This is a genomic window from Streptomyces sp. NPDC000151 (genome assembly GCF_040301705.1).
In the GTDB taxonomy this organism is placed as follows: Bacteria; Actinomycetota; Actinomycetes; order Streptomycetales; family Streptomycetaceae; genus Streptomyces.
The window spans coordinates 1-12,621 of the sequence record NZ_JBEPFC010000188.1; the positions used below are offsets into that span (position 1 = coordinate 1).

Annotated in this window: 10 protein-coding genes; 4 read left to right on the plus strand and 6 right to left on the minus strand. The window is 73.1% G+C overall.

Annotated features, from left to right (window positions below; all coding sequences use genetic code 11):
* Positions 1–152: 152 nt before the first annotated feature.
* From ABT381_RS32315 to ABT381_RS32335, 5 genes are all read right to left on the minus strand, one after another.
* Positions 153–1,976 carry a thiamine pyrophosphate-requiring protein gene (locus ABT381_RS32315; protein WP_351600514.1) on the minus strand — a complete coding sequence of 608 codons (1,824 nt, stop codon included), beginning with the start codon at positions 1,974–1,976 and terminating at the stop codon, positions 153–155.
* Between the two features lie 11 nt (positions 1,977–1,987).
* Positions 1,988–5,113: an FAD-binding and (Fe-S)-binding domain-containing protein gene (locus tag ABT381_RS32320; protein ID WP_351600499.1), complete on the minus strand. Its 3,126-nt coding sequence runs from the start codon at positions 5,111–5,113 to the stop codon at positions 1,988–1,990.
* A gap of 126 nt (positions 5,114–5,239) precedes the next feature.
* Positions 5,240–5,656, minus strand: a complete 417-nt coding sequence (locus tag ABT381_RS32325) for a CBS domain-containing protein (protein ID WP_351600500.1) — start codon at positions 5,654–5,656, stop codon at positions 5,240–5,242.
* A 60-nt stretch (positions 5,657–5,716) separates the two neighbouring features.
* Positions 5,717–6,277 (minus strand): hemerythrin domain-containing protein, encoded by a 561-nt coding sequence (locus tag ABT381_RS32330; protein ID WP_351600501.1) that lies wholly within the window; start codon positions 6,275–6,277, stop codon positions 5,717–5,719.
* Positions 6,278–6,566: 289 nt separating this feature from the next.
* Positions 6,567–6,962 carry a DUF2267 domain-containing protein gene (locus ABT381_RS32335; protein WP_351600502.1) on the minus strand — a complete coding sequence of 132 codons (396 nt, stop codon included), beginning with the start codon at positions 6,960–6,962 and terminating at the stop codon, positions 6,567–6,569.
* A gap of 175 nt (positions 6,963–7,137) precedes the next feature.
* Between ABT381_RS32335 and ABT381_RS32340 the strand changes: the two genes are divergently transcribed.
* The 4 genes from ABT381_RS32340 (at position 7,138) to ku (ending at position 11,525) form a co-directional block, all read left to right on the plus strand.
* Positions 7,138–8,682 (plus strand): FAD-dependent oxidoreductase, encoded by a 1,545-nt coding sequence (locus tag ABT381_RS32340; protein WP_351600503.1) that lies wholly within the window; start codon positions 7,138–7,140, stop codon positions 8,680–8,682.
* A gap of 80 nt (positions 8,683–8,762) precedes the next feature.
* Positions 8,763–9,803, plus strand: coding sequence for an NAD-dependent epimerase/dehydratase family protein (locus ABT381_RS32345; protein WP_351600505.1), 1,041 nt, complete (start codon positions 8,763–8,765; stop codon positions 9,801–9,803).
* 188 nt (positions 9,804–9,991) lie between these two features.
* Positions 9,992–10,405 carry a DUF2795 domain-containing protein gene (locus ABT381_RS32350; protein ID WP_351600507.1) on the plus strand — a complete coding sequence of 138 codons (414 nt, stop codon included), beginning with the start codon at positions 9,992–9,994 and terminating at the stop codon, positions 10,403–10,405.
* Positions 10,406–10,649: 244 nt separating this feature from the next.
* On the plus strand, positions 10,650–11,525 hold the full coding sequence (ku, locus tag ABT381_RS32355) for a non-homologous end joining protein Ku (RefSeq protein ID WP_351600509.1): 876 nt from the start codon (positions 10,650–10,652) through the stop codon (positions 11,523–11,525).
* A gap of 22 nt (positions 11,526–11,547) precedes the next feature.
* Here ku and ABT381_RS32360 read toward each other — a convergent pair.
* On the minus strand, positions 11,548–12,621 hold a 1,074-nt coding region (locus tag ABT381_RS32360; protein WP_351600512.1), incomplete at its 5' end, for an FUSC family protein.

The window sequence follows — 12,621 nt, forward strand, 5'->3', positions numbered from 1 at the left end:
GGCCCCGCCGCCGCGCCCGGACCCCCGCCCCGGGGTCGCGCTCTCCCTGGTGGGGGCCCCCCCCCCCCCGGGGGCGGCGCTGCGGCCTTTCAACCCCGCCCCCCCCCCCGACTCCACCGGGGGCCCGTCACGCCCTTCGTGCGCGTCCGTCATCAGGCGTTCTTGCCGTCCTCGGTGCCGGGCCGGTCCTCGCGGTGGCGGTGACCGGGCAGCATCTCCTGCACCTTGGCCTTGAAGCCCTGCTTGATCACGTCGGCGCGGTCGCTGTCGCCCTTGAGGATCGCGGTGGCCGCGGCCTCGATCTGGTCCAGGCTGGCGTGCGGCGGGATGGGCGGCACGGCCGGGTCGGTGCGGAAGTCGATGACGAACGGGCGGTCGGCGGAGAGCGCCTGGCGCCACGCCGACTCCACGTCGCCGGGCTTCTCCACGCGGACGCCGCCGAGACCGATGGAGCGCGCGAAGTCCGCGTACGGCACGTCGGGGATGTGCTGCGAGGGCTCGAACTGCGGCGCCCCGGACATCGCCCGCATCTCCCAGGTCACCTGGTTGAGGTCCTGGTTGTTGAGGACGGCGATGATGAGCCGCGGGTCGGACCACTGCTGCCAGTACTTGCGCGCGGTGATCAGCTCGGCCATGCCGTTCATCTGCATCGCGCCGTCGCCGACGATGGCCAGCGCGGGCCGCTCCGGATGCGCGAACTTAGCGCCGATGACGTACGGCACGCCGGGGCCCATGGTGGCCAGGGTGCCGGACAGCGAGCCGCGCATGGCGCCGCGCATCCGCAGGTGGCGCGCGTACCAGTTGGCGGCGGAGCCGGAGTCGGCGGCGAGGATCACGTCGTTGGGCAGCAGCTGGTCCAGGGCGTGCACGACGTACTCGGGGTTGATCGGGTCGGCGTCCACGGCGGCGCGCCGCTGCATGACCTCCCACCAGCGCCCGGTGTCCTTCTCGATCTTCTTGCGCCAGGCGCCGTGCTTCTTCCGCTTGAGCTGCGGCAGCAGCGCCCGCAGCGTGTCCTTGGCGTCGCCGACGAGGTTGACCTCGAAGGGGTAGCGCATGCCGACCATGTGCGGGTCGATGTCGATCTGGACGGCGCGCGCCTGGTCCAGCTCGGGCATGAACTGGGTGTACGGGAAGCTGGAGCCGATCACCACGAGGGTGTCGCAGTCCATCATCAGGTCGTACGAGGGCCGGGTGCCGAGCAGGCCGATGGCGCCGGTGACGTACGGCAGGTCGTCCGGCAGCGCGTCCTTGCCGAGCAGCGCCTTGGCGACGCCGGCGCCGGTCACGTCGGCCAGCTCCTCGACCTCGGCGCGGGCGCCGCGGGCGCCCTGCCCGATGAGGATCGCGACCTTCTCGCCCTCGTTGATGACCTTCGCGGCGCGGGCCACCTCGGGATTCGCGGGGACCGGCGCGTACTGGGCCATGCCCAGGCTGGAGGGCACCATCTTGAACGCGTGCTGCGGCGGGGAGTAGTCCAGCTCCTGCACGTCGGCGGGGATGATGATCGCGGTGACGGTCCGCCGCGCGATCGCGGTGCGCATGGCCCGGTCGATGCAGTTGGGCAGCTGCTCGGGGACGGTCACCGTCTCGCAGAAGTCGGAGGCGACGTCCTTGTACAGGCTCGCCAGGTCGACCTCCTGCTGGTAGGAGCCGCCCATGGCGCTGCGGTTGGTCTGGCCGACGATGGCGACGACGGGCACGTGGTCGAGCTTGGCGTCGTAGAGGCCGTTGAGCAGGTGGATGGCGCCGGGCCCGGAGGTCGCGGCGCAGACGCCGACCCGGCCGGAGAACTTGGCGTAGCCGACCGCCTCGAACGCGGCCATCTCCTCGTGCCGCGCCTGGACGAACTCCGGCTTGTTGTCGGCCCGCCCCCAGGCGGCCAGCAGGCCGTTGATGCCGTCACCCGCGTAGCTGAACACGTGGTCGACGTCCCACTCGCGCAGCCGCTGGAGAACGTAGTCGGACACCTTGATCGACACTGGTATTACCTCTCATTTCGCATGGGTGACGTGCGGTGCGGGCGGCGGGCCGCCGACCGGGCGACGGCGGCGGCGACGCCGAGCGCGGCCAGCGCGCCCGCGGTGAGCAGCCGGGCGTCCCCGGCCCGGGCGGCGGGCCGCAGGGCGAGCGCCTCGGGCCCGGTGGCCGGCAGCGGCCCGTCGAGGCCGAGCGCGAGGACCTCGGCGAGGTGCAGCGCGCGGCGCCCCGTGCCGCCCTGCTCGATCTGGGTACGGCAGCTGAACCCGTCCGCGATGACCAGGGCGCTGGGCGCGGCGTCCCGTACGGCGGGCAGCACGCCGAGCTCGCCGACCTTCATCGACAGGTCGTGGTGGCCGCGCTCGAAGCCGAAGTTGCCGGCCAGCCCGCAGCAGCCCTCGTCCAGCACGTCGGCCTCGATGCCGGCCCGGCGCATCAGCTCCCGGTCGGCGTCGTCCTTCAGTACGGCGTGCTGGTGGCAGTGGGTCTGCACGGTGGCGGTACGGGCCAGCCGGGGCGGCCGCCAGTCGTCGGGCGCGTGGTTGAGCAGCTGCTCGGCGAAGGTGCGGAACTGTCCGGCCAGCCGCTGGACGTCCTCGTTCTCCGGCAGCAGTTCGGGCGCGTCGGCGCGGAAGACGGCGGCGCAGGACGGCTCCAGGCCGATGACCGGGGTACCGGCTTCCAGCCAGGGCCGCAGCGCCTCCAGGGTGCGCCCGAGGACGCGCTTGGCGGTGCGCAGCTGGCCGGTGGAGATCCAGGTCAGGCCGCAGCACACGGCCTGGGTGGGCACGGCGACGCGGAAGCCCGCGTCCTCCAGTACCCGCACCGCCGACTTGGCGATGGCGGGGTGGAAGTACGTACTGAAGGTGTCCGGCCACAGGACCACGGTGCGCGGGTCGGCGGGGTCGGGCTCCGGGGTGCCGCGCGCCCGCCACCACTGGACGAACGACTCCTCGGCGAAGACCGGTGCCGCACGCTCCCCGGCCACCCCGGCCGCGAGCTTCCCGAGGCGTCCGAGGCCGGGCGCGGTCAGCGCCGCGTTGACCAGCCGCGGGGCGAGCCGGGAGAGCCGGGCCCACAGCGGCAGCCAGCCCATCGAGTAGTGCGCGGCGGGCCGCAGCCGCCCTTCGTAGTGGTGGGCGAGGAATTCGGCCTTGTAGGTGGCCATGTCGACGCCGACCGGGCAGTCGGACTTGCAGCCCTTGCAGGCCAGGCAGAGGTCCAGGGCGTCCTTGACCTCGGTGGAGCGCCAGCCGTCGGTGACGGGCGAGTCACCGTGCCCGCCGAGCATTTCGAAGAGCAGCCGGGCGCGCCCCCGGGTGGAGTGCTCCTCCTCGTTGGTCGCCCGGTAGGAGGGGCACATCACGCCGCCGGAGTGGGTACGGCAGTTGCCGATGCCGACGCAGCGCATCACGGCCCGGGTGAAGGAGTGGTCGTCCTCGGGATAGCCGAAGTGGGTGGCGTGGCTCTCGGGGCGCCAGTGCGGGCCGAGCCGGAGGTTCTCGTCGACGCGGTGGGGCGCGACGACCTTGCCGGGATTCATCCGGTCGTCCGGGTCGAACAGCGCCTTGAGCTCGCCGAACGCGGTGACCAGCCGCTCGCCGAACATCTTCGGCAGCAGCTCGCCGCGGGCCTGCCCGTCCCCGTGCTCGCCGGAGAGCGACCCGCCGTAGGAGGCGACGAGGTCGGCGGCGCGGTGCACGAACGCCCGGAAGTCGGCGACGCCCTGGGCGGTCTTGAGGTCGAAGGGGATGCGGGTGTGCACACAGCCCTGCCCGAAGTGCCCGTAGAGGGACGGGTGGTCGTAGTCGAACTCCGCGAAGAGCTTCTTCAGGTCGCGCAGGTAGTCGCCGAGCTTGTCGGGCGGTACGGCGGAGTCCTCCCAGCCCTCCCAGGTCTCCCGGTCGTCCGGCGGGCGGGCGGTCACGCCGAGCCCGGCCTCGCGCGCCTTGAGCATCTTCTGCTCGCGCTCGGGGTCGTCGGAGAACGCCACGCTCGGGTCGTCCTCGCGGCGGCCGATGGCCCGCAGCAGGTCGCACGCCTGCCCGTCGACGTCCTCCTGGCTGTCGCCGCTGAACTGCAGCAGCAGCCAGCTCTCGCCTTCGGGGAAGCGTTCGATGGAGTCCAGGAACGCGCCCTCCTCGCGCATGAGCTGGGCCATCCGCCCGTCCAGCGCCTCCAGCTGGCTGGGCCGGCAGTGCTTCAGCAGCCGCGGCACGTCGTCGGCCGCGGTGCAGATGTCGTCGTAGCCGAGGACCACGATGGCCTCGAAGGGCGGTACCGGTACCAGGTCCAGCTCCGCGTGCAACACGGTGACCAGGGTGCCTTCGCTGCCGATGAGGGCGCGGGCGAGGTGGAACTCGTTCTCCGGGAGCAGCGCGTCGAGGTTGTAGCCGGAGACACGGCGCGGGATGCGCGGGTAGCCCCGCCGGATGTCGCCCATGTAGCGGTCGGCGATGCGCCGCAGGCCCTGGTACAGCTCGCCCTTGCGCCCGCCGCCGGCCACGGCCTCCTCGTACTCGGTGTCCGAGGTGGCACCGACCCACATCCGGGTGCCGTCGTAGGTGAGCACCTCCATGCGGCGTACGTTGTCCGCGGTCTTGCCGTACGCCTGCGCCGAGGCGCCGCAGGAGTTGTTGCCGATCATGCCGCCGAGCGCGCAGTGGCTGTGCGTGGACGGCTTGGGCCCGAACTTCAGCCGGTACTCCGCCAGCTGCCGGTTGAGGTCGTCCAGCACGATGCCGGGCTCGACGACGCAGGTGCGGCGCTCCGGGTCGACCGAGACGAGGTGATGGCAGTACTTCGTCCAGTCGATGACCACCGCGGTGTTGGTGCACTGGCCGCCCAGGCTCGTGCCGCCGCCCCGGGAGAGCACCGGCGCCCCGAATTCCGCGCACACGGCGACCGCGTCGGCGCCCGCCCGTACGTTCCGGGGCGCGACCACGCCGATGGGCACCTGGCGGTAGTTCGAGCCGTCCGTGGCGTACGCGCCGCGGCTGCCCGCGTCGAAGCGCACCTCCCCGTCGACCCGCTCGCGCAGCGCCCGTTCCAGCGCGCCCGCGTCCAGGTCCGCGACCCCGCCCGCCACCGCACGCTTGCGATCGGTGAGCGCCGCTTCCTCGTTCGGTGCCATGGTCACCTTCCTCGTCCGTCCCGCCGCCTCGGTGTCCCGGTCCGTACGTGCGTACGCCCGCCGGTGACACCGGTACGCCCGCCGGCCGTACGGGCGGGCGTACCGGGGAACCGGCGGGCCGGCGCCTCAGTCCGTCGAAAGCGCTTCGAGAAGGTCTCCGACCTGCGGGTCGGGCAGCGCGCGGGCGACGTCCGCCAGCGCGACCATGCCGACGAGGCTGTGGCCGTCGATGACGGGCAGCCTGCGGACCTTGTGGTGCGCCATGGTCGCGAAGATCTCCTCGGCGTCGTCGTCGGCGCCGATGGTGACCGCTTCGCCCTGCGCGAGCTCACCTGCCGTGGTCTTCTCCGGGTCCTTGCCTGTCCCGAGCACCTTCACAGCGATGTCGCGGTCGGTCAGCATGCCCTTGAGCTTGTTGTCCGTGCCGCAGATCGGCAGTGCCCCGACACCGAGCGAGGTGATCCGCCGGGCGGCCTCGATGACGCTGTCCTCGGCACCGATGCACTCCGTGCCCGGGGACATGATGTCGCGTGCGGTAGGCATGTCTGCTGGTCTCTCCTCGTTGACGTAGGTGACCCAGGTGGCGTGACTGCTGGGCCGTGCTTACTTCTTGCCGCGTCCGGTGACGAAGTCGCGGGCCCGGTCGACCAGCCCCGCGCCGGGTGCCAGCAGCTTGTTCGCGGGCGGAGTGGTCGGGGACTTGGGGTGCGGGCGGGTGGGCGCCGACTTCTTGGCGCTGCGGATCTTCTCGCCGAGCGCCGCCAGCTCCTCCGGCGGGCAGGCGTCGCGCAGCTGCGGAAAGAGCCGGCCCTCCTCGTCCCTGACGTGCTCGGTGACCTCGGTGCGCAGCTTGACGACGAGGTGGTTGAAGTCGGGGTGCTCGGCGCCGGTCTTCTCCAGGTTCTTCAGCAGCTCCTCCACCCGGCTGTGGTCGGCGATCTCCTTGTCGGCGAGCGCGTTGCCCTCGGGCAGGTGCTTGCGCACCGCCGGGTACAGGTGCTGCTCCTCGGCCACCGAGTGCCGGACCAGCTCGATCGTCAGGTGGTCGGCGAGGCGCTTGCGCTCGTCCGAGCCCGGGGTGCTGCTCTCGATCTGCTGGAAGAGCTCGGTCACCTCGCGGTGGTCGGTGGTCAGTTCTTCGATGACGTCGCCGCCGTGCCCCATGAGTGCTGCCACCTTTCGCGGAAGCGGCGCGTCCGGACCCTCCGGGCGCCATCGGACGAGTTCCCGTTACCTCAAGTCCGTAACGCCGCAACTCGACCGATCGGGCAGGATTGGGCCGAATGGCTCTGTCGTTTCCTTATGGGGGTGTCGTTTCCATACAGGGGTGCGCGCCGGGCCGGTACGACGGTCCCGGCCCGGCGCTTTTCCCATCCCCATGGAGCCCATGGCCCGGCGCACGGGTGCCATGCGACGGCACGGCCAAACGTCCCAGCGCCGGAAAAGGAACAGATCAGGCGGTGGGCGTGAGGTCGGCGCGGCCGAACAGCAGGGCGTAGCCCCGGGGCAGCTGCGCCAGGACCCGCTCCAGCAGCTCTTCGCCCAGGTGGGCGCCGATGGCGGTGAGGACGGTGCTGGCGTCCCAGCGCGCGGTGGCGTGCGTGGCGCCCTCCGTGCGGGCCGCCACGCTGTCCACGAACTCGCACGCGGTGCGGGGCCGCTCGTCCCTTATCCCGCCGGCGATGATCCGCCCGGCCTCGGGCGGCACCGACCTGAGGAACGCGAGCCGCTCCTCGCCGGTGAGCTGGCCCGCGAAGGCCGCCAGTACGTGCTGGACCGCCCGCTCGGCCTCCGCGACGGTCCGGTAGCGCCCCGAGGTCCGCACCGCCGCGAGCAGGTCGCCGCCCATGATGCCGCCTCCTCACCCGGGTCGCCCCCTTCCATGGTCCGGATCCCGGCGGAACCCGCAACACCGGGCGGGCCCCGGTCACCCCACCGCTTCCCGGCGGCCGCGGCCCCTCCGTACGGGCGCATCACCGGACCGGCAGGCTTCGGCCCGGCCCGGCAGGGGCACCCGTCCCCGCATGTCCCACACTTCAGACCTTCCCGGCATCGACGAGTCGTACTGGATGGCCAGCGCGCACACCACGTCGTACGCCCCGCTGACCGAGGACACCGACGCGGACGTCACGGTCATCGGGGGCGGCATGGCGGGGATCAGCACGGCGTGGGAGCTGTCCCGGACGGGGCGCCGCGTCGTCGTCCTCGAAGCGGACCGGATCGCCGCCGGCGTCACCGGCTACACCACCGCCAAACTCACCGCGCTGCACACGCTGGTCTACGACAAGCTGCGCCGCACCCGCGGCGGCGGCGCGGCCCTGCACTACGCGGTCTCCCAGCAGGGCGCCGTCGAGCGCGTCGCCGAGGTCGCGCGGGAGCTGGGCATCGACTGCGAGCTGGAGCGCTTCCCCGCGTACACCTATGTCCGCGACCGGGCCGGCACCGACCAGCTGCGCGCCGAGGCCGACGCGGCGCAGGAGGCGGGGCTGCCGGCCTCCTACGTCACCGAGACCGGGCTGCCGTTCGACGTGGCCGGCGCGGTGCGCGTCGAGGACCAGCTGCTCTTCCACCCCCGCAAGTACCTCCTGGCGCTCGCCGAGGACCTGCGGGAGCACGGCGGCGAGGTGTACGAACGCACCCGCGCCACCGGGCTGCACGAGGGCGCGCCGTGCCGGGTGACGACCGAGACCGGCGCGACGGTCACCTCCCGCGAGGTGGTCGTCGCCACGCACTACCCGGTGTTCGACCGGGCGCTGCTCTTCACCCGGCTCTCGCCCCGCCGGGAGCTGGTGGTCGCGGCCCCGATCGAGGCGGACCGCGACGTGCGGGGCATGTACATCACCGAGGAGGAGGGCAAGCGCTCGGTGCGCACCGCGCCGTACGGCACCGACCGGCGGCTGCTGGTCGTCACCGGGGAGCAGTTCCCGCCGGGCACGGGCGACGCCGTCGCGCGCTTCCGGCGGCTGGCCGAATGGACCGAGCGGCACTTCCCCGGTACGGACGTCGCGTACCGCTGGGCGGCCCAGGACAATGACTCCACCGACACGGTGCCGCTGATCGGGCCGTTCCACCCCGGCGCCCGGCACACCTACGTCGCCACCGGCTTCGGCGGCTGGGGGCTCAGCGGCGGCGCGCTGGCCGGGCGCCTGATCGCCGGGCTGATCAGCGGCGACCCGCCGCCGTGGGCCGGTCTGTACGACCCGCGGCGGCTGTGGGGCCCGGTCCGCGAGGCGCCCGCGTTCCTCAGCCACCAGGCGAAGGTCGCCCAGCACTTCATCGGCGACCGGCTGCGCACCACGCACGTCGACTCCGTCGCCGACATCCCGCCGGGGACCGGCGCGGTGGTACGGATCGGCGCCCGGCGGTGCGCGGTGTACCGCGACGAGGACGGCACGGTACAGGCGGTCTCGGCGCGCTGCACGCATCTGGGCTGCCTGGTCGCCTTCAACACGGCGGAGACGGCGTGGGAGTGCCCCTGTCACGGGTCGCGCTTCTCCACCGAGGGCATGGTGCTGAACGGCCCCGCGCTGCACCCGCTGGAGCAGCTGGACATCGGCTCCGACGTGTAACGACGGCCGCGCGGGGCACCCAACACGGGCACTGTCCACCCGTCGGCGCACCGCGCCTGCGGCAGGAGAGGAAGCAGCTCATGAGCAGTGTCCCCGAGCGGCGGGTCGTGGTGACCGGCGCCACCGGCAACGTCGGCACCAGCGTGGTCCGTGTGCTGAGCGAGGACCCGCAGATCGACGTGGTCCACTGCATCGCGCGCCGCACGCCGCGCGACACGCCGCCGAAGACCACCTGGACAGCGGCCGACATCGCGGACGAGGAGTGCGACCTCGCGGCGGACTTCGCGGGCGCGGCGGCCGTCGTGCACCTGGCCTGGGCCTTCCAGCCCACCCACCACCCACCGCAGACCTGGCGTACCAACGTCCTCGGCTCCCTGCGGGTCTTCGAGGCGACGGCCCGGGCGGGGGTGCCCGCGCTCGTCCACGCCTCCTCGGTCGGGGCCTACTCCCCCGGCCCGAAGGACCACAAGGTGGACGAGTCCTGGCCGACGCACGGCTGGCCGGACGCCGCGTACTGCCGCGAGAAGGCGTACCTGGAACGGGTACTGGACGGATACGAGCGCGAGCACCCCGGTATGCGCGTGGTGCGGATGCGCCCGGCGTTCCTCTTCAAGGAGGAGGCGGCGTCCGAGCAGCGCCGGATCTTCGGCGGGCCCGCGGTGCCCGCGCCGGTCGGCCGGCTGGCCCGGCCCGGGCTGCTGCCGTTCCTGCCGGACGTCCCGGGCCTGCGCTTCCAGGTACTGCACACCGACGACGCGGCCCGGGCGTACCGGCTGGCCGTCCTCGGCGACGCGCGCGGCGCCTTCAACCTCGCGGCCGAGCCGCCGGTGGACATGCCGTTCCTGGCGCGGCTGCTGAAGGCCCGTACGGTACGGATGCCCGCCGCGGCCGCCCGCGCCGCGCTCGGTACCGGCTGGCGGCTGCGGCTGGTACGCGCCTCGCCGCACCTGTTCGACGCGGTGCTGGGGCTGCCGCTGATGGACTGCGGCCGGGCGCGCGAGGAGCTGGGCTGGCGGCCGGAGAGCACCGCGGCCGAGGCGGTGGGCGCGCTGCTCAGCGGCCTGCGGAACGCGAGCGGCGCGCCCACCCCGCCGCTGTCGAGCCACCCGAAGACCGCCTGAACCGATCGCCGGGCCGGGCCGCTTCCGGGCCGCTGCGCCGTTGGACCGAAGCTGATCATTTCGGGTTTCCGGTGCCGCGCCGACGGGCACTCCGGAGGCGCCGCGGCAGGTCACCGCGACCACCGTACGCGCGGCGACGGACGGCCCGGCGGCACGCAGCCCAACAGCACCGACCTCTGGAGGAAGACATGGCCGAGAAGGGGAGCGGGCCGGACAGCCCGCTGCAGGACGACGAGGTGAAGAAGCGCCTGGAGGGCGAGCTGCGGGCCAATCGTGGCATCCGGGTGGAGGAGGAGCACGAGCCCGAGCCCGCGGGCGAAGACCAGCCGGCGGTGCAGCGCTCGCCCGACGGGACCCTCGAAGGCGGCACGCCCCCGGGGATGTCCGCCGAGGACGTGGAGATCCGGTCGGACCTGGCCCGCCACCTCGACCCCAGCATCTACCCCGCCGACCGGGCCGCCGTGCTGGACTCCCTGCGGGACAACAACGCGCCGGACCGCGTCCTGGCGCGGGCCGAGAACCTCCCGGGCGGGGAGCGGTTCGCCAATGTGCAGGACATCGCCCGGGCGCTCGGCCTCGGTGTCGAGGAGCGCCGTACCTGACCGCACACGGGGCGGCCCGGCGCGGCCGCCCTTCCCCCCGGCATGGTCGCCCCGGGCCGGATTCACCCTTCCGGCCCGGCGCTTTCCCATCTCTCCCATGGCCGGCCGCTCGGCCGGGAAGCCGAGTGCCACGCTCACGGGAGCCCAAACCTCCGCCCTCCCCCGGTGTGCTCCGTACGGCGCACACCGGGATGCGGACCCCGCCGGTACGGGGTGCGATGGGAGGACGAGGAGGTGGCGGCAGGTGGCACACGCAGTCTGGGCCGGTGCGCTGTCGTTCGGGCTGGTCTCCCTGCCCGTACAGCTGGTGACCGCGACGGAGAGCCACACGGTCCACTTCCACCAGCTCCAGCGCGGCACCTCCGACCGGGTGCGCAACAAGCGGGTCAACGAACGCACCGGCAAGGAAGTCGCGTACGACGACATCGTCAAGGGCTACGACGCCGGGGACGAGTACGTGCTCGTCGAGCCGGAGGAGCTGGACGAGATCGCGCCGGGCCGGTCCAAGTCCCTGGAGATCACCGGCTTCGTCGACCTGGCAGCGGTCGCGCCGATCTTCTTCGACAAGACGTACTACCTCGCGCCCAAGAGCAAGGAGTACGCCAAGGTCTACGGCCTGCTGCGGGAGGCGCTGGCGCACGCGAACAAGGCGGGCATCGCCACGTTCGTGATGCGCAACCGCGAGTACCTCGTCGCCGTCAAGGCCGAGGACGACATCCTGACCCTGCACACCCTGCACTGGGCCGACGAGGTCCGCGACCCGCACAAGGAACTGCCGACCCTGCCGGAGCGCGCCAAGCCGGACAAGAAGGAGCTGCAGACGGCGGTGCAGCTGATCGACGCGCTGTCCGTGGACTGGGAACCGGACGAGTACCACGACACGTACCAGGAGAAGGTGCAGCGGCTCGTGGAGGCCAAGCGCACCGGCGAGACGGTGGAGAAGGCCGAGCCGGCGCCGAAGGCGACCAACGTCATCGACCTGCGCGAGGCCCTGCAGGCCAGCGTGGACCGGGCGAAGGGCGGCAGCGGGAAGTCCGGCGGCGACACGAAGAAGCGCACCCAGAAGAGCCGGAAAACCCAGCAGGACCAGAAGAGTCAGAAGAAAAAGAAGGCGTCCTGAGGCCGCCGCGGTCGACGCGCCCTCACGCCGCCCTGGACCGCAGCGGGAGTTGCGGTCCGAGCGCGTACAGCAGCCGCTGCATCTCCGCGACCAGGCCGCCGAGCGAGACGGAGGAGTCCCCGTCCAGCTCCGGCAGCCAGTCCTTGAGCCGGCGGTGCGCCTCCCACGCGCGGTCCAGGTCCTCGGCCCGCCGGCCCTCGCGCTCCTCCTCCGGCCCCTCGTCGAGCAGGTACAGGTCGTCCTCGCAGACGTCCCCCGCCGCGTCCAGCACATCGGCGGCCAGGCCGAGCGCGCCGGGCGGCGGCGGGGCCAGGTCGTGCCGGTCGGGGGCCGCCTCACGCAGCGTCCGGGTGAGCGTCTTCAGGTGCTCGCTGATCCCGTCCCAGGTCTCGTCCCAGTCCGCCGACGGCGCCGGGCGGCCGCGGCGGCGCAGCCGGTAACCGGGGTTGAGGCGGTAGCTCTCCTGGTCCCAGCTGCGCGCGGTGTGCAGGTCGGTGACGGCGTTGGCGAGCCGCCGCGCCCGGTCCTGCCAGCCCTCGGCGTCCTCCGGGCCGTACCCCTCGTCGCCCGCCTCCCGCAGCCCGTCGGCGATGGTGTGCAGCAGGTCGGCGCTGTCCCGCGGCAGCGTGTAGAGCATGTGCCGCACGCTGCGGGCGTGCACCGGCGGGAAGACCAGGGCGTTCACCGCGATCCCGATGGCGGCGCCGATGACCGACTCCAGCAGCCGGTGCCCGATGTCGTACAGCGAGTACGAGCCGTACGCGAGCACGAACAGCGCCGTCGTGGACGCGTACATGCCCTGCCGCCCGAAGCGCGCGTAATTGCCGAGCAGGACGGTGAGCGGGAGGGCGAGCAGCATCGCGCCCATCTTGTTGCCGGTCAGTGTCGCCGCGCCCGCCGCGATGACCGTGCCGGCCGCGATCACCGCCAGCTGCTGCAGCCCGGACCGCACCGACCGGTAGACGGTGTGCTCCACCAGCACGACCGCCGTCCACGGGGCCATCAGCGCCATCGGCGCGCCCCACCACCAGCCCGTCACGGCCCAGGCGAGCGCGGCGGCGGCCGCCGCCTTGAGCGACTGCACCGCCGCGTCCCG

Excerpts from the sequence above, each read along its gene's own strand:
- ABT381_RS32330 (WP_351600501.1), bottom strand. The coding sequence starts at position 6,277 with ATGGGGCACGGCGGCGACGTCATCGAAGAACTGACCACCGACCACCGC.
- ABT381_RS32325 (WP_351600500.1), bottom strand. The coding sequence starts at position 5,656 with ATGCCTACCGCACGCGACATCATGTCCCCGGGCACGGAGTGCATCGGT.
- ABT381_RS32320 (WP_351600499.1), bottom strand. The coding sequence starts at position 5,113 with ATGGCACCGAACGAGGAAGCGGCGCTCACCGATCGCAAGCGTGCGGTG.
- ABT381_RS32340 (WP_351600503.1), top strand. The coding sequence starts at position 7,138 with ATGTCCCACACTTCAGACCTTCCCGGCATCGACGAGTCGTACTGGATG.
- ABT381_RS32350 (WP_351600507.1), top strand. The coding sequence starts at position 9,992 with ATGGCCGAGAAGGGGAGCGGGCCGGACAGCCCGCTGCAGGACGACGAG.
- ABT381_RS32335 (WP_351600502.1), bottom strand. The coding sequence starts at position 6,962 with ATGGGCGGCGACCTGCTCGCGGCGGTGCGGACCTCGGGGCGCTACCGG.
- ABT381_RS32345 (WP_351600505.1), top strand. The coding sequence starts at position 8,763 with ATGAGCAGTGTCCCCGAGCGGCGGGTCGTGGTGACCGGCGCCACCGGC.